This is a genomic window from Streptomyces actuosus (assembly GCF_016921115.1).
GTDB lineage: Bacteria > Actinomycetota > Actinomycetes > Streptomycetales > Streptomycetaceae > Streptomyces > Streptomyces actuosus_A.
In genome coordinates this window covers 27,718-48,469 of the sequence record NZ_JAFFZS010000007.1, presented here as the reverse complement: position 1 = coordinate 48,469, position 20,752 = coordinate 27,718, and the positions used below count along the sequence as shown (strand labels likewise).

Genomic DNA, 20,752 nt, shown 5'->3' with positions numbered 1-20,752 from the left:
TCTGATCCTCTGGCACTCCATCGCCTCCCGCTCGCCGTTACGTATGCATATAGATTGTAACCAGTGCGAGAGCGGAGTCCGTGTCCCCCCCGAAACCCGGGTAGTGTGGGGGTTTCCAAGAGGTCGAAGGCCCCCGTCGCGAGACGGGGGCCTTCTTCCTTGCTTACTCGAGCGGCGCTCGCCGTCACGCCAACCCGGTCAGGTCCTCGGCAGCGAGAGCTGCGTGTCCTCGTACTTCGGCGGCCGACCGTAGCCCAGCAGCCAGCCGAAGCGGGGCGACACGTGCTCCTCGGCGAAACGGAAGACTCCGTAGTAGACGAAGATCACGGCGGGAGTGAGGACACCGGACACGGCGGTCGCGTCCAGGTCGAGGCCGTGCCGCAGGGCCACCGCGACGAGCCAGCCGACCGCGGCCGGCACCCCGGTGCGCAGCAGGGATGCGTACAGGTTCATGGATTGTGCTCCTTGATGGGATCGAGGGTCAGCCGAAGAGGCGGGCCCAGGTCTGGGGGCCGGGGAAGCCGTCGGCGTCGGAACCGCTCCACTTCTGCGCGAGCTGGAAGTCCCTGACGTTCAGGCGGTCGGCCTCGCCCCAGTCGCGGGTCGGGCCCACGCGGTAGTGCTTGCCGAAGCCGCGCCGGACGAGCTGCTGACCCAGGAGGAGGATCGAGGCGTTCGACTTGCCGGGACCAAAGGCGCTGCGGCCGGGGAACGGCGGCGGTCCCGGCTTGGGCGCCGGGCTCGCCCCAGTGGGCCACTTCGGCATCGGGCCCGGGTCGGTGTGCTGGTTCTCGGGCACCTGGCCATGCCCGTAGTGCCCGCCCTTCGTCTCCCACGTGTGCTCGCTGCGGTTCGCGTTCCAAGTGGGCGTGCCCATCGGCCAGACGTCGGGCACGCCCCAGCTCCTGGCCCAGGTCAGGATCTTGTCGAGACCCTTGGCCGGGGTGTCCCGGACGGTCGCGTACGCCCTCCCGCCCACACGGCAGTAGGGGAAGAACAGCGTCTCGACCTGGAGGCACACCTTCCCCGTGCGGTTCGTCCGCGTGCCGCCGGCGGCGTCGACGACCGACTTGGAACGGCTGTTGGCCGGGTAGAACTGGGCGGTCCGTCCCGTGAACGGGTCCCACAGGAGGTGCGGAGCGGCCCCGCTGCCTCCGCCCGTGAAGTACCGGACGAGCTGGTCGAAGGGCACGAGGTCGGCGGGCTTGGCCGCCGTGCCGTTCTTGTCCCAGGTGATGTGCCAGATCACGCGCGGGGCGTACTTGGTGTCGGTGGGTGCCGTGTCACTGAGCGGGTGCCGCTCGGCTCCGGGCAGCCAGAGATCGGGCATGAGGCGCGTCCTGCTTCTCCCCCGCGCCATGAGCGATCTTGAGGGGCGTTCCTTCGTGCGCTACGGGCTGCCGCGGGCGGCGAGCAGCAGTTGCAGCACCGTGAGGAGTACCGGGGCGATGAACGCGGAGATGATCAGACGCCGGTTGGTGCTCGCCTGCTCGCGGTCCTGGTCCCGCTCGACCTTCACGGTCTCCAGTTCGCGTTCGAGGGTGTCGATGCGCAGAGCTAGGTTGCGCTGGTCGGCGCGGTAGACGTCCACGGTGACCACCTGGTTGAGACGGTTCGCCAGAGCAGCGATGTCGCTGCGCAGATCGTCGCGGAGCTGTGCGAGATCGCCGCGCTGGTCCTCGCGCAACTGAACGACGGCGCGGTGCAGTTCCCACAGCGTGGGTTCCGCGCCCGGCGGCGGGATGCTCACCGCGTGCTCCTTCGGCGATCGGTGGCCCCGCGCCACGCCTTGATCATACGGCCGCACGGGACGCCACCAGATCTCGAAGGCACACCCCCTACTTCGTGTAGGTCACGCGTAGCTGAGGAGGGTAGGCCTGCCCGACTCCCTGAGCGCGCCCGTAGTAGTTGAGGTCGGAGTTGTTCGGGTCCAGCGCGATTCCACGCCAACTTGTGCTGTCGAACACCGCAGTGATGTCGACCCATTTTCCGACGTTCTTTCCCCAACTGATTTTCTGCGACTCACTGTCGGAGCTGAACGTCGACGGCCGCGAGGTGAATTTGTGCGCCTTGATGACCGCCTTGCCGCCGCTGTTGTAATACCAGTGATCGAAGTAGAGGAATACTTCCGCTTTCTGAATGGCGGCACCGGACAGGTCGGTTCCGAGCGATGCGGGGAATCCGATCAGACTCGCCTGCATTCCATTGGTCGAGCTGTAATAGCCCTGGAGACACTGATTTCCGTAGTACGAGTTGTAGGCGCCACGATGCGCATAGCTGCCGGACCAGGAGGCCGCGTAGGTCTTGGTGTAGGTCTTCTTCGGCGGAGTCGTCGTTCCTCCGCCCACGTTGTATACGCCGGTCTCGGGGACGTACGGCCCCACATCCTCGACGTACATCACGCCCTGGTAGGTGGTGCCGCCGAAGAGGCGCACGGTCTGACCGCTGGGGCCGCTCTGGCATCGGAAGGTCGTCAGCAGGCGGTGCAGGCCCGTCTTGAACGCTGCGCCGGACCGGATGGTCTCCAAGTGAATGCGCTGGTACCCGGCCGTGGGCATGGGGTAGGTCACGGACTGAATCTGAGGCGAAGAGATCGACGGGGTCTGCGCGCCGCCGTCCCGAAGGGTCACAACGAGTTCGCCGCCGGCTGCGGACGGATCGGCGTAGCAGTCCAGGACTATGCGATACATACGGCTGGCATCGGCGTCAAAGGACAGCTCGACAAATCCGTATTCAGTGCTCCCCGCCGTGACGGAGCTTGCCTGATAATCGACGGCCACGAGGCCGCGGGCGAAGCTGGCCAAGTAGGTCTCGAACGGGTCGCCGCCGATGGTGAGAGTGCCAGCTACGGCCAGGTCCGCAACACCGGTATTGCCGTCCTGGTCGATGGTGGCAACCGCGGTGCCATCGTTCGTCAGCGTCACATAGTTCGGTGTGCCGGTGGTCAGCGAGACGGCCTCTCCCCCGGACTCGTCGTACAGGCGCAGTCCCTCCGGAGAGAGCTCGGCGCGGGCACCGCTCCCCGGGGTGGAGAGAACGGCGCGGCATTCGAGGTTGTCGAAGTAGGCGCTGCCGGCGGTGGTCGTGCTGCCGGTGCCGTCGACCCCGATCCGCATGTTGGCCTGGGTGGAGTTGGCCGGGACGGTGACGACCTTGGAGATACGCTGCCACGTGCCGTCGGTGACCGGGGCAGTGACGACAATTCCGTCCGAGCCGAGGCGCGTACCGGCCTCGTCGTAGAAGCCGAGAAACAGCTTCACGCTGGCCCCGGTGAAGTCCGCAGTGGTCTTGTAGTCGGCGGCGATCCAGTAGCGGTCTCCGGGCAGGACCGGGGACGTGGCGTGTTGGACCCAGCGGTACGCCCCAGCAGCCGAGATGATGCGCAGCCGCTTGGCGGAGTTGTTGCCCCCGTCTTCGACGGCGAAGACCGCCGGGTCCTGACCGGCCAGACCAGCCGCGACGACGCCGGTCTCGTAGGAGGGGTCTCCGACCAGGTTGCCGTTGGTGCCGATCGCCAGCCGAGACGCTGAGAGCGAGCCCGCGGCAATGTTGCGGGCGGTCAGCGTGTTGGTGGCGATCTCGTCGCCGGTGAGGGACAGCGCCTTGACCTCGCGGGCGGTAAGGGTCTTGGCGACGACCTTCTCGCCGGTAACGGACTGTGCGGCCAGTTCCAGCGTCCCGATGGACTCGGCCAGGACCATGCCCGCGCCGATGACGGTTCGGATCTCGGCATTGTCGAAGTCGGCCGTGCCGGCGGTGGCCTGGAAGTCTTGCAGCCAGACGGTGGCGGTTACGGTCCCGGCGGGGGCTTGCACCTGCTGACTCACGCGCGCCCATACCGCGCCGGGGGTGGGCGTCGCGATGGCGGTGCCGTAGCCGAGTACTGCGCCTGCGGCGTCCTGCCAGCGCAGGTAGAACCGGACGGAGTTCCCCGCCCAGTCGGCGGAGACCCGGTAGTCGAAGGCGAGGAAGAAGCGGTTGCCGGGCGAGACGGGCAACTCGGTGATGCGGAGACTGGGAGAAGCGGCCGTGGCGCCGGTGCCGTTGACCCGCAGGGCCTTCGGCGAGCCGTTGCCGTCGACAAGCGCCCACTGGCTGTTCGCGGCGACGAGCTGTTCGGTGAACGCTCCCTCGAACGACGGGTCCGGCATCAGGTTGCCTGTGCCGATGGCGAGCTGGTTGTGACCGACTGCACCGATTTGCAGCTTGGCGCGGGACACGGCGCCCTCGGCGAGCGCGGTCTCGCCAACGATGCCGTCCAGGACCTCTTGGGCGACGACCGGCCCCGGGGTGACCGGGCCGCTCTGGACTGACTGGGGCGACGCGACGCCCGAAGAACTGCGCGTCAGCAGGCGGACGTACAGCCCCTGCTCGGCGGGGATGGTCAGCGTGCCGCCGCGCGGGGATTCGAGTGTGCCACGCAGGGTGGCGGCGCCGGGTGTGAAGTTGTCGAGGCTGGCCGCGTGGACCTCGACACGGGCGAAGTCCAGCGGCGCGGCGACGGCGGCGGCGAAGGTTCCCTCCCAGGTGGCGGCCACGCCACCCGGTATCGCTGTGACGGTGGGCTGGCTCGGGGTCGGAGGCGTCGGGCCGTTGACGACGTTGACTCCGGTGGTGCCGTCGGGTTGCTGGCCTATGACCGCGCGCAGGGACCCGTCGTCGTCGAAGACGTTGATCGCGCCGTCCTCGATGGAGGAGTACGCGAGCTGGGCCGTGCGGCTGGTGCTTTCGAGGCGCCGTTCGACGGCGGCCAGGCGGGCGGCGAGGCTGGCGATCTGGTTGGTCATGCTCAGGCTCCGTAGGTGTAGCGGTCCGCCCGCGCCAGTTGGACTGTGACCTGCTCCGGCTCGTCGTCGGCCGGTGGCTTGAGGGTCCAGCCGGTGATGCGCGACCAGCCGTCGTACTGGGTCCACTCGTCGTTCAGGCGTACGCGTACGTCGTCGCCGATCTGGAAGGCTCCGATGCGGGCCGCCGGGTGGTCGCGGAGCACTACTTCGGTGACCTCGCCGATGGCCGACCGGTTGACGCGCTCGGTGCGGGTGCGGGCGGCGAGCCGGTCGTTGGCCTTCTCAGTAGGAACTTCGAGGACCTGCTCCAGGCGCAGGCGCCCGTTGCGGACTGCGTCCACGACGCGGCGCCGGGAGCGGCCTTCGCCTGCGCCGAGGCCGATGACGACCTGGGCGTAGCTGTCGGCGTCGTACTCCACGGGAACGGTGGAGGTGACGTTGATGCCCGACGTGAAGCTGATGTCCTGCCGCCGCGTGCCCAGGCGGGGCCATCCGATCCGGATGCGCTGCGTCGGCGTGTCACCCGACCAAGCGACGGTCTCGGTCCACTCGGGTCCGCCGGCCACGGCCACCATGTCGTCCACGACCGTGTTGAGCGTCGGCGCCTCCCACCAGGACGTGGAGTAGGGCTCGGCAGGAGTGCCGACCTTGGCGTTGGATGTCGTCCCGTCGACCGCGACACGGAGGTTCCCATCCGGCTGGGCCTGGCAGTACGCCCAGGCGTCGCGGATCACGTGGCAGGGGTCGGCGTTCACCCACGGCCCGCGCCCGTCGAGGTTGCCGTGGAGGTCGGTGCGCTTGGTGAGGTACGAGCCGAATCCGCTGGCCTCGATCCGCAGCTTCTGTCCTTCGGGCTCCGCGCGCCAGATGATGCCGCCCCACAACAGGGTACGGTCGCGCTCGGCGAAGATCAACGTGGTACCCGGGTCGACCTGGGCAGGGGTGAGGTTGGCCAACCTCGGCTCGATGACGCCGGTGAAGTTGCCTGGCCCGCACAGTTCCGGGCCGAACTCGACGCCGGTCAGCGGAAGGTCCCAGGCGAGGGTGTCACCGGTGAGGGCGTGCGTGGTCAGGTAGCGGTACGACATCGTCAGATGACGCCCTCGTTGAACTCCACGTCACAGACGATTGAGGTGGAGCCGTCCACGCCGAGGTTGCCGGTCTCGCTCTTGGACATGTAGGTCTGCACGTACAGCGTTTGGTTGGTGCCGCGCATGGCCGCCGTGATGCCGATGTTGTCGGCCAGGACGATGGTGGACCGCCGGACGTTCTTGCCCTGGTCGTCGTCGATGACCGTGTTCTGGCCCTGCACGGTGCCGATGACCTGCTGCATGGAAGCGAAGACGTCCGCGTCGGACATGCGCAGGCCCGCGAAGGTCGTGACGGCCTTGAGGTTCACGGCCCAGTCCGGCACCGGGATGGTCCAGCGCGCGGCGGCGGGCCACGTGTGCCACTTGTTGTCCTGGTAGACGAGGGTGGACAGGCTTCCCGGGAAGGACGTGTAGAGGCGGCGTTCCCGCCGCGGGTTGGCGATCTTCCGCAGGTCCTTGATCATCGCGTCGGTGATGGTCGCGGTGTTCGACGGGATGTCGAGGCGAGCCAGGGGAATGGCCGTCATCCCCGCCGGCACCGCCGTGGCGGTGGCCGACACGTTGGGGATCACCTGGAAGTAGCCGATGTCGTCTTTGGCCGGGTCGCGGTTTCCCTCGTACTCGGGGTCCTCGATGCGCTGGACCAGCAGGTCGGATCGGCCGGAGGCACCGGTGGGCGCTACCGGCACGATGGCGTCACCCACGTTGTACTGCGTGTACGACCCCTGCCCCCATGCAGCACCGCGTATGACGGAGGAACCGTCTCCGACTCGTACGCCGGCGCCGGGCGTGGAGAGCTGCCGGACCTTGAGGTCGTTGGCCTCGGTCACGCCCTGGTTGCCGCGGGCGAGGTCTCTGACCATCATCCGGAAGGCGCGGGCGGGGTGCGTGCCGCCGTGGGTGAGCATGGGCGGCTGGACGAGCGTCACAGCAGGGTCCTCCTTCTTACAGGGCGGTCCACGCCGACCGCCACGAGACGGTCAGGCGGGTGGTGTTGGTGTAGTCGGCGGCCGTCCAGCGGATCTCGCTGCGGCCCGGCGGGATCTGGAAGAGGTCCAGGCGTGATGCGCCGGACAGCGCCGAGGCGGCGTTCCCGCTGCCGTTGCGCAGGACCCACCGAGTGCCGGGCCGGGTCTCGATGTCGATGCGCTCGCCGACCCCGAGAGTGATGTCGAGGTCCAGGACGCGCCCGGAGTCGACGTGCAGGATGCGGGGGTTGGCCACCGGCCCGGTGATCCGGATGGTCGGCCACGCGCCGGTGTTGCCGTCGTTGATCACCCAGCCCGGTCTGGTCTCCGGGGTGGCGATGCCGGTGGTGATGGGGGCGACGAGCGGTGCCGTGAAGCCCTCGGAGCTGTTGGAGATGTCCAGGGGCAGAGTGACGCTGGATATCTCGTCATCGTGCAGACGAGGGTCGAGGGCGGTGAACTCCAGGTCCAGGGGTATCCAGCCGTGGATGGCCTGCGCGGTCGAGACCGCCTCGGCGCGTCGGATGCGGCCGAAGAGGACCCTGGTGCCGCGTCCGGGCCAGCGCAGTCGTAGCTGTGCGAGCGCGCCCGCGGTGCGACGGATCGCCGCGTTCGCGGCGACAGCCTCTATCTCGGCGAGCTTGTCCAGGGCAGCGGCCGGATCGCCCGCGGTCCGGATTCCCGCTTCGATGCGCACCGTGCGCGGCGCGTAGAGATCGACTCCGGGAAACGCGCCGTCGTCGGCGGGGTTCAGCACGTCCTGTGTGCGCAGCTCGGCAGCCCCGAGTCCTTCGACGTCGGAGATGGACACGGCCGTCTTGTGGCCGATGAGGACCCCGCCGAAGTCGATCTGCCATTCGCTGAGGGAGAGCATCAGATCCGCCCCCCGCGCTGGGCGTTCCGCAGACGGCGCATGATCTCCCCGGACAGCTCCTGCGGCGAGCTGTCGCGGCCTTGGACGGTGATCGGCATGTTCTCCACGAGGGCCTTCGGCTGCTGCTGGACGACGGTGACCTTGATGGCGGTCGGCGGCCGGGCATCGACGAGCCGCATGGCAGGTGGGGCGGCGCCGCTGGCCAGGCGCATCCCGAAGCGCGTGGCGACGTCGTTCAGGACGGACAGGGCGCTGCTGCGCTTGGCGGCGCCGAGCGGGATGAACGCCTCGCCCCCGGTGCTCGGTTCGGCGAACTTGATCAGGCCGCCGGAGGTGGCGTAGAGACCGGGCGTGAGAATGCCGCCGTTCGCGTACGACAAGCCCTTGTTCGCGCGGCTCAGGTCGGAGAAGAACTTGGCGCCCTTCGATCCCAGCGCGCTCTTGAGGCGGGAGAGGCCCAGGTTGGCGATCTCGATGATGTGGTCCTCGTCGAGCCCGGTGGCGTCGGCCACCGCGTGCAGGCCGGTCGTCTTGCTCTTGACCGCGCTGATGATCGCGACCAGGTCCGGCAGATCGTCGCTGGGCACGGTCTTGTCGGCGCTGCGGGCGGCGTCGTTCGCCGCCTTCGCCTTCTTCTTGTCCTTCACGGCCTGGGCGGCGAGGTCGGCCGCGTCCTGGTCTCCCTGTTCGGCCAGGCGCTTGGCCAAGTCGCCGAAGCCGCTGGCCGCGAGCTTCGCCAAGTTCTTCTCGAAGCCGGTCTGGTCTTTCACCGCCTGCCGTAGCTGCCCGGTGTACTCGCCGAGGCTCGCCTTGGAAGCTTCGGCCAGTTCCCGCAGGTCCTTTGCCATCGACTTGACGTAGCGTGAGCTGCCGGTCGCCATCTTGCGGGTGAGCGAAACTCCCTCCTCACCCATCTCCGCCAGAGCGTCGGCCACGTCCTGGCCGGCGCGGCGCGCAACCGTGTCGAGGTCGTGTCGCCACCGCTTGGCCGTCGCCACCGAGGAGTGCAGCTTCTTCGCGAACAGGGCGAGGCTGAAGTTCCCCTTCTTGTCCTGCGAATCGCTGGCGATTCCGGAGAGGGAGTACAGCGTCTGCGGCTGGTAGGTGAAGCCCGACAGGCCCCCGTCGGCGTGGTAGCTGACCTCTCCCCCGAAGCGGCGGGCTACCTCATCCAAGATCCGCTTGGATCGGGCCCGCTTGGCTCCGGCCAGCGGGATGTATGCCTCCCCCTGTGTCTCCGGCTCAGCCCAAACCCGCCACGCGCCGGCCGGGGCGATCTGGGCCGTGTGCTCCTCGCGGCGGGAGCGCACGCCACCGTCAGCGTAGAAGTCGATCAGACCGCCGTTCGCCTGCTTCTTCGGCGCCTGGATCGAGTCGGGGACGCCGTTGCCGTCCCTGTCCCACGAGCTGGGCTGCACCTTGGCGAAGAACGGGATGGTCACCGCGGCGGGCTTGTTGACGGTGACGGTGATGGTCTTGGTCCCGGGGATGCGTCCCACGGACGCGCCGATGCCGTCGAGCTGGGTCTGCACCGCCGCCATGTCACCCGAGAGGAGCGCGGTGGTCAGGGCCGAAGCTGCTGCCGTTCCCTTCTGCTGGGCCACGGCGACGATGAGGCTGAGCATCCCGGACCACTCGGAGTTCGACTGGACCCCGGCCGCCTTGAAGGCTCCTACGACCCCCGTCAGGTCGGGTGCCTTGATCGGCAGGTCCGCGCCGTACAGGGCGTTGAGCTGCGAGCGGATCTCCGTGATATCGCCCTTGAGGAAGGACTGCGCCAGCGAAGTGGACGCCTCCTTGCCGAACTTGGCCGATACATCCGCCAGGAGCCCCATGCCCTGTTGGAGCTGTGCGGCTGCTGCCTTGGGCAGCTTCTTCGCAGCCTTCTCCATGTCGGCCACGGTCATGTCCTGCATGACGCGGGCGAGCTTGCTGGGGTCGTTGGTGGCTGCCGCGTCCGCCCAGGCTTCGGCTACTTTCTTGCCGTACTTCGCCGAAATCGCGGGCAACTGCTCCAGGCCAGCGCGGAAAGCGGGGGTCGAGCGGGCGGACGACTCCTGGATGATCGATTCCAGCTCGTCGGCGACCTTGCCCTTGCCCTTCTTGAGCTGGTTGACCAGCTCGTCGAGGATCGGCGCGGAGTCAGGGCCGAGGTCGGAAAAGTGGTCCGCCAGGTCGAGGCGACCAGCGGCGGCCAGCTCGCCCAGGTTCTTCTGGAACTCGCGCTGCGCCTTGAGCTGCTTACGCAGCTCCGCGACGTAGTCCGACAGGGATGCCTTCGACGCATCGGCCGACCGGCCCGCTTTGCGGTTCGCCTCGGCCACCTTGTCCTGAGCGGCCTTCCACGCCTTCGCCGGATCAACGATCGAGCCGAGAGACTTGGCCATCGCCTCCATCTGATCGGTGAACTGCGGCGCCCCGTTCTTGTCCGTCGGCAGGGACTGCGTGAGGTCCCAGGCTCCGAGCATCTCGCGCCGGTTGTTCTTGATCTTGTTGTTGACGATCGCCATGTTCGCGGCAAGCTGGCTCTCCTGCTTGACCGCGTTGCTCCAGATCTTGTGCTGCTTGTCCAAGACCTTCTTGGCGGCGTCCCACTCCGGCTCCGGCGCATACGAGCCGATCTTCCAGGTCGACGCCTTCTGCAAGTCCAGCTCGTCCTTGAGCTTCTTGAGCTTCGCGCCGCCGGAGGTGATCGCGTCGATGGCGGTCGCGACGTCGATCCCGGCGTCCTTCAGCTTCTTGACGTCGTCGCTGTTCGTGAGCTGTTCCGTCAGGGTCCGCAGTCCGGCCCCCTGCTCGCCCTCCTCCCGCTCCTTGCGGAGGGCGTCGACCAGCTCCTCGGTCGCGGCCTTGGCCTTCTGCTTGCTGGCGGAGTAGGCGGCGTATACGCCGATACCGATCGTCATCAGCGCCGTCAGGCCAGCCACCGCGATGCCCGCTCCACTGAGGACGGCGGGGAGGGCGGAGCCTCCCGCGCGGGCCGCCGCGAGTTCGGTCCGGAACACGGTGAGCTGGGCACCGAACCGCAGGAAGGCAGCCTTGGCGAGCAGTGCCGCGGCCGAGAGCGCCAGCACGACGCCCATGACCGACTTCACCGGACCCGGCAGATCGTTGATGGCCCCGGCCAGCACGTTCAGGTACTCCCCGACCCCTTGCAGGGCGGGCAGCAGCACGCGCGCCATGTCGATGCCGAGGGCCTGGGCCTGGTTCTGGAACAGACTCCACTGGCCCGCAGTGGTGTCCATCTGGATCGCGTACGCCTTCTGCGTCGCGCCGGCGCGCTCGACCTCCTGGCTGATGCCCTGGTACGTCGCGGCGTAGTTCTCGCCGTCGGCGGCCGACAGGGCCAGGGCGGCGCGGACCGCCCGGATGTCGCGCAGCAGGGGAACCAACTGGTCGGCGCTGCCGCCGGTGGCGTTGCGCACCTTCTGCATGACGACGTACAGGCCGTCCTGCTGGAGGGCGGCGGCGGCCGACTCGTAGCCGAAGCCCTTGATCATGTTGGACAGCTCTTGGGTGGGCTTCATCATGCGCGTCAGCAGCATGTTGAGCGCCGTGACACCCTCGGCGGCCGGGATGCCCGAGAGCGTGACGGCTGCGAGCGCCGAGCTGATGTCCTCGAACTTCACGCCCGCTGCGGCGGCCATCGGGACGACGTCGCCGAGCTGCTGCGCCAGCTCGTCGAACGACACGACGCCGTAGTTGACGGTCTGGAACATGACGTCCATGACGTCGCTGGCCTGTGAGGCGTCCATCCCGTACGCCTTGAGGACGCCGAGCAGGGCTCGGGCGGACGTCTCGGTCGTCGTGAGACCGGCGGCGGCACCGCGGGCGGCCACCCGGAGGATCGTCATCGCGTCGGCGCCGTCGAAGCCGGTCGAGACGACCTGGTACAGGCCCTCGGCAAGCTGGTCGGCGGACTGCGGTAGCTGGGTGCTCAGCTCGACGATCTGGTCCGTGAAGTGGCTGATGTTGGTGCTGTTGATCTCCTTCGAGATCGTCATGACGTTCGCCATGTGCTTCTCAAGCTCGATGGCGCTGCGCACGCCCATGACGAACGCGCCGCCGAGGGCGACGCCCATCACGGTGAACCCGGTGGCCATCGCCCGGCGGGTCCGGTCCGATCGCGCCGCGAGCGCGTTGAGGTCGCCGTCGAGGCGGCGGACCTGGCCGCCGAACGCGGTGACCTGGCCCGCCGCTGTCCGCAGACCTCCCACCAGGCCGGTCACGCCGGCCTGGACCTGGACGTAGAGGGTGTAGGCCCCAGCCACCGGCTAAGCCTTCTTTCTGGGCCGAAGCCCGACCTTCACCCCACGCCCCTCCGGACCCTCCGGGACCTGTTCCTGCTCCATGGCGATCAGCTCGCAGCCGACGCACCGGTGTGTCTCAGTGACGTACGCGAAGCGGTCGCCACCCGCTTGCTCGTCCCACTCCTCCGGCCTGGTCCCGCACGACTCGCACACCGTTCGCGAGAAGCCGAGGTAGGCGATGGCCTTCGCACGGTCGAGCGCCGACCACCGCCCGTCTCCCGCTCCGGTGAACTGCGAGTGAGGGATGCCGTACGAGGCGCAGACCTCCATCTCTGCGCGAAAGCCCGGGTCGGAGGTCAGCCTTTTCCCAGGTCCGCCCTCAGCGTCTGGTTGACCAGCAGCGCACAGGTGAACAGCGCCTTGGCCTCGGAGTCAGGCCACGCGTCGAGGAGTTCCTGCGCTTCCTGCTCGCTCATTCCGGAAACCTCGTCACCGGACTCGTCCCGCTCGATGTGGCACGCGGCGATGAGAGCTGCCGGATAGGTCTCGACGTTGTACTCCATGCCCTGATCGGCCTGGGCCTCCGTCGGCGGATGATCGCGCAGGAGCTGTTCCCAGGCAGGACGCGGAAGGGCTCGGAAGGTCAGGACGACCGTCGCGTCCTCCAGGACCTGTTCGGCGGCGTCCAGTCGCAGTTGCGCGGCGACGACTTCCGGCTGGCTGACCGTCCATTCCTCGCGGTCGGCTTCCGAGACGCCCTGCTCGATGGACTGCCCGCGGGCGACTGTGCGCGCCTTGGCCAGCTCCAGGGCGGCATCGGTGGCGTTCTTCTTCGCCTCGTCGTCGTCGCACAGCCGCAGACTGCGCTCGGGGAGCTTGCGCGCCTTGAGCCGCGCCATCTTCGCCGACCAGTGGGCATCGCGGGCGACGGCGGCGGCCGGGGGTTCGGATATCGCTCTGGTGGTCATGCGGCAGCCCCGGCTCAGACGGTCTTCGCCGGCACGGCGGCGTCGAGGGTGGGCTCGTCGGTGATGCCGAAGGTGACCTTGAACTTCGCCGGTTCCGACGCGGTGCTGTAGGAAGGGCTGCGGCTTCCGACACGGATGGGGAACACGTCGAGCGACTTGGACTGCGGCACGTCGCCCTTGCGCAGGATGGCGATGTACCCGATGACGCCCTTGGACAGCAGGGTCTCGATCTCGTCGCTGACCTTGTCCTCGTAAAACGTCAGCGAGCTGTTGTCCGCCTTGTCCTCGCCCGGGATCGTGGTGGCGAACGTCGACCCCATGTCCGGGGTGTCGATCGGGGTGTTCTCCAGCGACCAGCCTTCGACGTCGGAGATGGTGTCCGACAGGTTGGTGGCGTTGGGGGGGCCGAGTTCGGCGCGGGTGGGGATGTTGCCGTCGGAGGCGATCTTCTGCAGGAAGTAGAAGAGGGTGGTGCCTCGGCGCATGAAACGCTGCTGCGTGGTTGCCACGCGACTCTCACTCTCCGGGGACGCTGACGGCCCCGGAATACGGCAGGCCCGTCCCCAACAGATCAAGCTGGGAGTCGGCCCGTACCGAGTGGTCGGGCGTCCGCGATGGGCCTCCGCGGTGAGGTGCGGCGGTTAGCCGAGGGTGGTGACCTCGATCGCGAACCGCTGAACGTAACTGTATACGCCGCTGGCGACAGTCACGCCTTCCTCTTTGTCCAGCTCACGGGACATGACCACGTAGCCTGCGGCCGTGATCGGGTAGGTGTAGCCGAGCGCGGTCCGGGCCAGCATGCCAGCGCGGACCTTGTCTGCCATCCACTCCGCCTGCTCGGCGGTGGTGGCAACTGACGTGACCTGGTAGACGATTCGAGCGTCCGCGCTGGCGTCTCCGAAGGGTGGTCCGTCGCTGGTCGAGCCGACGGGGTAGAGCACGCTGTAGGGAGTGGCCGCGCCGGTGGGCAGACTGCTGGAAGTGGGAGCCGTCCCGTACCCGCAGGACCGGCCCGTGGCGCTGGCGAGCATCGCTTGGACCGCGAGACTGAGCACTCGCCCGGACACGGCCATTAGTCGCCCACCGCCGCTCCGATTGCTGCCAGGAAGGCGGGACGGATCTGCTCGACGGCCGGCCCCACGTGCGGGTAGGGCGGTTGGTTGTAGATCCGCCCCAGGCTGTCGGCCCCGACGAAGCCGTACTCCAGGCGCCTGCTCTGGGGCTTGTTGGTGCCGACGATCGCCTCAACGTTCAGGCCGCTCGTGCTGAACTCATGGGTCCATGAGCGACGGTAGTCACCCGTCGGCGCGTTCGGTCCTGGCCGACCGCTCGCGTTGGCCTTGATGGCTGTTTCGAGCAGCATCGCGTAGTGCTGCACGACGCTGGACACCGCCGGGAGTGCGGCGGCGGCCCGGGCGTTCAACAGCGCCGCGATCTGCGGTGCGTTGCTGTAGGCGCCCGCCGAAGGGTGAGCGTTCGGGTGCGGGTTGCGTGGGGATGCCATCAGCTCGTCTCCTGGGCTTGGTCGAACTCCCCCCGCGCCCACTGCTGGAGCTGTGCCAGGACGGCCTTGGTGAAGCCGTGCGGGCCGCCGTCCATGTCCGGGCGGGCGAGCGCCGCCTTCTCCAGCAGCCCTGCGTCGATGGCTGAGAGAAAGTGGGCGGCTGCCGGTCCCGGTTCGTACGGGACCCCTACGGCGACCCTCGCGTGTCCGTCGAAGTCGGGGCTGGTCCTGCCCTGCGCGAACTGGATTACCAAGTCAGCCGCTTTGCCTGCCTGTTGGTGAATCGTGTAGCCGGATACGACGCGGGAGTAGTCGGTTCCGTCTATGAGTATCGAAGCCTTGCTGCCGTCCGCCGTGACGCTGACCTGCTGAAGCGCGGCGGCCGGAGTGTCCGTGATCTCCATAGGTCGAGCGTAGGACGGTTCTCGGACACTCCTATTCGCCTCACGACGGCGGCGTGATCTCGTCCAGCCGCGTCACGCGCACCAGTTCCACGGTCGACGCTTCGGCCGGGTCGAGGACCTGCCAGACCCGACCGCCTGTTGCCGCGCTGCCCGAGTGCGCGACCGTGACCTCGACCCGGTCATACCGGGCTGGCACAGGCGCACTGAGCGGTGTCAGCAACCGGTACCAGGAGACCGTGTCGTCAAGCCACTGCTTGCCGACGATCCCCTCGGCGGTCACCTGGCCGTGCCCGGACAGCATGGCCCCCGGACCCTCGTAGACCAGGTCGGCAGGCACCTCGCCGAGGAGCCCCGTGGCGGGGTCGAGTGCCGGCGTGCCGGTAGGCCGGGTAACCCTCACCGTGTCGAGAAGGAGCTTGGCTTCCAGCTCCTTGCGTACTTCCTCCGGGTCGATGGCGGTGGTCACCTCACGCTCCTGCCGTCTGCGTGTTCTGGTCCACCCACGTAGTGCGCACGATGCTCAGGGTCGAGGTCTCCCCGATGTCGATAACGCGCCACGTCCGGCCGATGGCCGACTCGTCTTCGGCCTCTACGACGGCCACGGTGTCCGCGCGCGAGGCGACCGGCGCCGACAGCGGAGTAAGCAGTCGGTAGCGGGACGGCGTGTCGTCCACGTATGCCTGTCCGGCGAGATGCAGGACGACGGAAGGACCGCCGGTGGGGAAGATCGCCCCCGGGCCTTCGTAGATGGTGACGGGCGGACCGGGCTCGTACTGTCCCGTGTCCGGATTGAAGACCGGCTCGCCAGGCCGATAGATGCGGATCTTGTTGGTGAGGATCTTCTTCTCGACGATCGCGCTGACGGCCCCCAGAGTCAGCCCTTCAGTAGGCACGCTCATGTGTTCGAGCGTAGCCGCGCCAGCCGACAGCCCGGAATCTACACGCGGCTGTCCTGTGACATCGGATCTTGAGCGTGTGCCATCGGACCTTGACGGAAGCGCGTTCGTGACGTCGAAGCTTGAGCGCGCAGGCCAGAAGTCCCAAGGGCTGAACCCCACACTCACCGGAGCCGCGAGACCGCTGCGCCATCGCACCCCGACCTCCATCGGCGCCCATCATGAGTGGCGCGAGAAATCTGCCAGTGCGAGAAAGTTGGAGATGCGAGAAAGTGTGACGTGCGAGAAATATCTGTGCTTGACTGGACGTCAAACAAAGGCAACCGGCAGGGGGTTCTCGCCTTGGTATCGAAGTCCAGCTCGGTAAAGAAGGTCGTGGTCAAGCGCAGCAAGACGTCTCCGCAGTACGAGGTACCGCCGGAGGATGATCGGCCCGTCTACCACGAGAAGATCCCCGTGGGTCGCCTGGAGGTCGACCCGTCCCTGGACGCGCAGCGCATTTTTCAGCGCCCCTGGGCCAATAAGTTGGCGAGCATCTGGAACCCAGCAGTCCTGTTGGCCGCGATCGTCTCCAAACGAGAAGACGGCCGGTTCTACCTGCTGGACGGCCAGCACTCCACGAAGGTGGCCCTGGACAAGCACGGGCCGAACTTCGCCCGGCACTGCATGGTCTACGAGGGCCTGACTCGCTCCGAGGAAGCTGCCTTGTTCCTGGCCGCCAACCGCGACCGGAAGGCCGTCCGCCCGGTCGACAACTTCCGGGTGGCACTGACCGCTGGGGACGAACTGGTGACCCGGATCGACAACGAGGTGAAGTCCTGCGGCCTCACGGTCACCGGCAGCACCTCGGTGAACCGAATTGGCGCGGTCCAGGCCGTCGTGGCCGTCGGCACCAAGCGCGAAGGGCTGCTCCCTAAGGTCCTGAACACTCTGGCTGACGCATGGACGAAGGACCGCACCACCTGGGACAACATGGTCATTCGGGCTGTGGGGATGGTCATCGACACCAACTGGGACACGGTCCAGCTCGACCGCCTGGCCCGCATCCTGCAAAAGGCCCCGGTGGGCCACTGGAAGATGCACGCGGTCCGGATGACCACCTCGGGCGGCGGCTCGAACTCCCGCAGCCTTCCCCTGGCTGAGAACATCGTCACGGCCTACAACTCCGGTCTGCGCGACCGGAAGAGGATGTTGGTGTCCCCGGCTCGCGCCACTGAGGCCGCCGAGGAGTAACCGTTTCGCACCGTCGAGCAGGTCCCACCCCTCACCCCGGTGCGATGGGACCTGCTGTACCCGGACGCCACCATCGACGAGGCGCCGGCGGTCGGGTGCGGGAACAGCCTTCCGGCGCCCCTACCCCATAGATCTTGTTGATCAGATTTCGGTGGCACACGCTCAAACTTCGATGGCACAGGACAGCGGGTGTCCTCTGACAAGTGATCTTGACCGTTAGGCAGCTGGGTTTGACCTACTTACCCCTGACAGCGTCTACGACAGTCGAAAGCCGGGCGAGAAACCCCCGTTCAAGGCACGGTCTGTGAGGCGAGCGGTAACGTTCACCCCACCAAACCAAGGAACAGCACATGACGAAGCGTGGTCTCTCCCATCCCGAGCACCTGCGCCTAGAAGACTGATGAAGATCTCGGGTTCTGGCCCCGCCGCGTCAGCGGTGGGGCCAGACTCGTGTGGTGGTTCAAGGGGAGTGGGCCGGGGAGCCGGTCGGGCCGGACGTGTGGGAGTCGTGTCGGGAGTTGATCCCGGCGGGGAGTGTCTTCGCGTTCCTGGCGGAGCATCGTCCGGTGCTGTTTCCGGCGGAGATGTTCGCGGACATGTATCCGTCGGCGAACGGGCGGCCGAGTATGCCGCCGCAGGTTCTGGCCGCGGCGGTCGTGCTGCAGTCCCTGCATGGCCTGTCGGACTTCGAGACGGTTCAGGAATTGCGGTGTGACCTGCGGTGGAAGGCCGCATGCGGGCTGGGCCTGCACGACACGGCGTTCGATCCGTCGCTGTTGTCGTACTTCCGGCGGCGACTGTCCCGCTCTGCCCGGCCGCACCGGATCTTCGAGGCGGTGCGTGAGGTCGTGCGGGCCACCGGCGTGCTCAAGGGCAAGCAGCGCAGGGCACTGGATTCCACCGTGCTGGACGATGCGGTGGCCACCCAGGACACCGTCACCCAGCTGGTGTCCGCGATCCGGGCGGTGATCCGTGAGGTTCCCGGAGCGTCCGACGTCGCGGCCAGGCAGTGCACCGCGCACGACTACTCAGTCCCGGGCAAACCGCGGATCGCCTGGAACGACGAGGAGGCCCGAGCCGCCCTGGTCGACGCTCTCGTCGGTGACGCCCTACGGCTCCTGGGGCATCTGCCCGAACAGGGTCTCGGGGAGAAGGCGGCGAACGCGGTCGGGCTGCTGGCCCTGGTCGCGGGCCAGGACGTCGAGCCCGCGGACGGCTTGGACGGGCGGGACGGCCGCTGGAGGATCAGCCGGGGCACCGCGTCCGAGCGGGTGGTCTCCACCGTTGACCCCGACAGCCGGCACGTCCACAAGACCCGTTCCCATTACCAGGACGGTTACAAGGCCCACCTGGCCATGGAGCCGGAGACCGGGCTGGTCACCGCCGTCGAGCTCACCCCCGGAGCAGGGACGGCCCACCACGAAGCGGTCATCGGTCTCGGCCTGCTGGCCGACGAAGACGGTCCGCTCGACGTCCTGGGTGACACCGCCTACTGCACCAAAGAGGCCCGGGCCGCTCTCACGGAGGCCGGGCACCGACTGTTCCTCAAGCCCGCTCCGCTGCGGCCGGTCGTCCCCGGCGGGTTCACCCTGGACGACTTCGCCATCGACACCACGGGGAACACGGTGGTCTGCCCGCGGGGACGAACCGCTGAATTACGGCCGCCTGCAGGCGTGCGCCAACAGCGGAAGGCCGTCTTCACAGCAGAGCAGTGCGCCGGCTGCGAACTGAGGGAGCGGTGCACCAAGGCCAAGGCCGACCGCATCGTCACGATCCGGCCCCACCACGATCTGATGACCGAAGCCCGCCGCCAGGCCGCCACCGACTCCGGCTGGCAGGACACCTACCGCCGCTGGCGGCCCCCCGTTGAACGGGCTGTCGCCTGGCTCGTCCACCGGGGGAACCGGCGCCTGCGTTACCGCGGCACCATCCAGAACAACACCTGGCTCCACCACCGAACCGCCGCCCTCAACCTCCGCCGCCTGATCAACCTCGGCCTCACCCGACCCAACCACACCTGGCACCTCAGCATGGCCATCGGATGACCTGAAGGGCCGCCCGGCCTCCGGCCGGACAACCCCTCAGCAAGATCTTCATCAGTCTTCTAGGCCAGGTCCTCTCCGGCATACGGGACCAGTTGCTGCACGAGCAGATCGCGTTGGAGAACGCGTACCCGCGGACAGGACCAAGGGCGCTTCCAGCGAAGCATCTCGAGGCGGCGCGCGAAGCGTTGGAAGAGGCGCGCGTGATGCTGGAACGTGAGCTGAACGGGGAGCACCCGGCACTGGCCGATCCGACCGACTACTACCCGTACGAGGAGCAGCGGGCGGAGATAGTGGTGCCGGAAAAGCCAGGTAGCAGTGTGGGCCGGGCGCGTTTCGGGAGGTAGAGACGTAGCTTGGCTGGGAAGGTCGGTGAGGTCGCCGTACGGCAGTTTGAGGGTGCTGCACCCTGTTCACCCAGCGGGTCGCCGTCCCCCTACAGTGTCAGCAAGTGTGACCTCGTGGCACCCGCTCCGGCGGCATCGGCAGCCCCCGTCAAGATCGGGTGACAGAAACCCACTGGCCGTCGAGATCACTTGGCAAACGGTCGCGATCGTCTGTCAGAGGACAGCGGGACTCACCGGGTAGGCGCGTTCGACGTCGCTGTGGCGGCAGAGGAACTGGTGAGCACTACTTCGCTGCGATCGAGAGCTGATGAGAGGTCTCCCGACAGCTCGTCTGGGAGAACTCCTGCTCCCAGGCCGCAGGACCGGATCAGGTCGCGGCACGCCTGTGCCTCGCGTTCGGTGGCGAGCGCAGGGAACAGCGCATGCGACACGACGTCGCGGGCGGCGTACCCGTTGCGTGCTTCCGTGATGCGTCGCATCAGATCCTCAACGAGTCGTCTGGCTCCGGAGTGCTCGGGCCCGACCGCGTCCAGGACCGTGAGGCCGAGCCGGGTATCGAAGACGGTCAGGCCCGGTTCGGCTTCACGGCTGAGGTAGGTGTCCACCAGCTCGACCGCGATGCTGTCGTGGCATTGACCTGCGTCGCAGCGAGACAGCACCGTCAGGCACGCGGTGACCGTCTGCTCCCAGGGCTCGCCGGGAGTTGTGTCGGCGAGCAACGCCGCCGCGTGCTCCTTGTCGCCTCCCGTCAGGGCTGCTATTACGGCAACTTGCCGCCCGTCGAGCATCCTTGTGCCCACGCCCCGGTGCTGCTCGATGTGAGCCAAGGCTTCACTCCAGCGGCCCGTCGTGGTCAGCGTGCGTGTGCCGTCAGCGAGCACCACACGCCACAGCCACGCGTGGACTTCCTTCCGATCCTCGGCGGACGCGGCCAAGTTGGCTGGCACGGTGATGCCTTCGAAGACAGCAGGGCTACCGGTGCCGACGGACTCGTACAGGTCGAGAAGCCGCTGGCGCCCGTCGTCGGTCTGGCCGGCGCGGATCTGCAAGCGGGCGAGGTTGACCAGGGGTTCCAGCCCCCGGATGGCGATCATGGCGGCCAGCGGACAGGCGTGGAGGTACACGTGGGCGTGTCGGTGGCACATTGACCGGGCCAGGTCGGGAAGACCGAGGTCGGATGCGAGAAGCGCAGCTTGGTTGAAGACGGTGGAGGCCAGCCCCTGGTCATTCTGTTCCGCCGCTCTGTCGGCCAGCTCCGCCAAGGCCCGCACTCGAGCGGGCAGCGGCGGGCAGGCGGGCCGGAACCGGGCGACGAGAGGGAAACGCCTTGATATCGGGCCGTGCGGGTCCATATGTCCCCCCTGGGACGACGGGTAGGGGCTGGAGCG

Annotated in this window: 20 protein-coding genes; 3 read left to right on the top strand and 17 right to left on the bottom strand. The window is 68.0% G+C overall.

Translation table 11 applies throughout. The features are described from left to right. Window positions 1–198 precede the first annotated feature (198 nt). The 16 genes from JS756_RS11470 to JS756_RS11395 form a co-directional block, all read right to left on the bottom strand. Entirely contained in the window at window positions 199–453 is a 255-nt protein-coding gene (locus JS756_RS11470) for a hypothetical protein (RefSeq protein ID WP_205382940.1), read from the bottom strand. A 28-nt stretch (window positions 454–481) separates the two neighbouring features. Then, window positions 482–1,330 carry a peptidoglycan-binding protein gene (locus tag JS756_RS11465; protein ID WP_205382939.1) on the bottom strand — a complete coding sequence of 283 codons (849 nt, stop codon included), beginning with the start codon at window positions 1,328–1,330 and terminating at the stop codon, window positions 482–484. Between the two features lie 60 nt (window positions 1,331–1,390). Beyond that, complete coding sequence (locus JS756_RS11460; protein ID WP_205382938.1) at window positions 1,391–1,750, bottom strand: hypothetical protein; 360 nt, start codon at window positions 1,748–1,750, stop codon at window positions 1,391–1,393. 88 nt (window positions 1,751–1,838) lie between these two features. Then, window positions 1,839–4,787 carry a hypothetical protein gene (locus JS756_RS11455; protein ID WP_205382937.1) on the bottom strand — a complete coding sequence of 983 codons (2,949 nt, stop codon included), beginning with the start codon at window positions 4,785–4,787 and terminating at the stop codon, window positions 1,839–1,841. Between the two features lie 2 nt (window positions 4,788–4,789). Next, window positions 4,790–5,875 carry a hypothetical protein gene (locus JS756_RS11450; RefSeq protein ID WP_205382936.1) on the bottom strand — a complete coding sequence of 362 codons (1,086 nt, stop codon included), beginning with the start codon at window positions 5,873–5,875 and terminating at the stop codon, window positions 4,790–4,792. Window positions 5,876–5,877: 2 nt separating this feature from the next. Beyond that, window positions 5,878–6,807 carry a hypothetical protein gene (locus JS756_RS11445; protein WP_128803079.1) on the bottom strand — a complete coding sequence of 310 codons (930 nt, stop codon included), beginning with the start codon at window positions 6,805–6,807 and terminating at the stop codon, window positions 5,878–5,880. 16 nt (window positions 6,808–6,823) lie between these two features. Further along, window positions 6,824–7,720 carry a phage distal tail protein gene (locus JS756_RS11440; protein ID WP_205382935.1) on the bottom strand — a complete coding sequence of 299 codons (897 nt, stop codon included), beginning with the start codon at window positions 7,718–7,720 and terminating at the stop codon, window positions 6,824–6,826. Beyond that, window positions 7,720–11,991: a phage tail tape measure protein gene (locus tag JS756_RS11435; RefSeq protein WP_205382934.1), complete on the bottom strand. Its 4,272-nt coding sequence runs from the start codon at window positions 11,989–11,991 to the stop codon at window positions 7,720–7,722. Before JS756_RS11435 ends, JS756_RS11440 begins: the two co-directional genes overlap by 1 nt. A 3-nt stretch (window positions 11,992–11,994) precedes the next feature. Next, the gene (locus JS756_RS11430; RefSeq protein ID WP_240203611.1) at window positions 11,995–12,300 is read right to left on the bottom strand and encodes a hypothetical protein; all 306 of its coding nucleotides are present in this window, start codon (window positions 12,298–12,300) and stop codon (window positions 11,995–11,997) included. 26 nt (window positions 12,301–12,326) lie between these two features. Beyond that, a complete protein-coding gene (locus tag JS756_RS11425; RefSeq protein WP_205382933.1) occupies window positions 12,327–12,938 on the bottom strand; it encodes a hypothetical protein in 612 nt (203 codons plus the stop codon). A 14-nt stretch (window positions 12,939–12,952) separates the two neighbouring features. Beyond that, a complete protein-coding gene (locus JS756_RS11420; protein ID WP_205382932.1) occupies window positions 12,953–13,447 on the bottom strand; it encodes a phage tail tube protein in 495 nt (164 codons plus the stop codon). Window positions 13,448–13,579: 132 nt separating this feature from the next. Beyond that, window positions 13,580–13,879, bottom strand: coding sequence for a hypothetical protein (locus JS756_RS11415; protein ID WP_205382931.1), 300 nt, complete (start codon window positions 13,877–13,879; stop codon window positions 13,580–13,582). Window positions 13,880–14,010: 131 nt separating this feature from the next. After that, a complete protein-coding gene (locus JS756_RS11410; RefSeq protein WP_205382930.1) occupies window positions 14,011–14,442 on the bottom strand; it encodes an HK97 gp10 family phage protein in 432 nt (143 codons plus the stop codon). Beyond that, window positions 14,442–14,846, bottom strand: a complete 405-nt coding sequence (locus JS756_RS11405; RefSeq protein ID WP_205382929.1) for a hypothetical protein — start codon at window positions 14,844–14,846, stop codon at window positions 14,442–14,444. The genes JS756_RS11410 and JS756_RS11405 overlap by 1 nt, the downstream gene beginning before the upstream one ends. 40 nt (window positions 14,847–14,886) lie before the next feature. Further along, window positions 14,887–15,312 carry a DUF6093 family protein gene (locus JS756_RS11400; protein ID WP_205382928.1) on the bottom strand — a complete coding sequence of 142 codons (426 nt, stop codon included), beginning with the start codon at window positions 15,310–15,312 and terminating at the stop codon, window positions 14,887–14,889. A 1-nt stretch (window position 15,313) separates the two neighbouring features. Beyond that, window positions 15,314–15,745 carry a DUF6093 family protein gene (locus tag JS756_RS11395; protein WP_205382927.1) on the bottom strand — a complete coding sequence of 144 codons (432 nt, stop codon included), beginning with the start codon at window positions 15,743–15,745 and terminating at the stop codon, window positions 15,314–15,316. Window positions 15,746–16,117: 372 nt separating this feature from the next. Here JS756_RS11395 and JS756_RS11390 point away from each other — a divergent pair, with 372 nt between their 5' ends. From JS756_RS11390 to JS756_RS11380, 3 genes are all read left to right on the top strand, one after another. Further along, complete coding sequence (locus JS756_RS11390; protein WP_307790517.1) at window positions 16,118–16,975, top strand: DUF6551 family protein; 858 nt, start codon at window positions 16,118–16,120, stop codon at window positions 16,973–16,975. Window positions 16,976–17,472: 497 nt separating this feature from the next. Continuing rightward, the gene (locus JS756_RS11385) at window positions 17,473–19,020 is read left to right on the top strand and encodes an IS1182 family transposase (RefSeq protein ID WP_205383132.1); all 1,548 of its coding nucleotides are present in this window, start codon (window positions 17,473–17,475) and stop codon (window positions 19,018–19,020) included. A gap of 92 nt (window positions 19,021–19,112) precedes the next feature. Beyond that, window positions 19,113–19,364, top strand: coding sequence for a hypothetical protein (locus JS756_RS11380; protein WP_205382925.1), 252 nt, complete (start codon window positions 19,113–19,115; stop codon window positions 19,362–19,364). Window positions 19,365–19,594: 230 nt separating this feature from the next. On the opposite strand, the gene JS756_RS11375 is transcribed toward JS756_RS11380, so the two are convergent. Then, window positions 19,595–20,716 (bottom strand): hypothetical protein, encoded by a 1,122-nt coding sequence (locus tag JS756_RS11375; RefSeq protein ID WP_205382924.1) that lies wholly within the window; start codon window positions 20,714–20,716, stop codon window positions 19,595–19,597. Window positions 20,717–20,752: the final 36 nt, after the last annotated feature.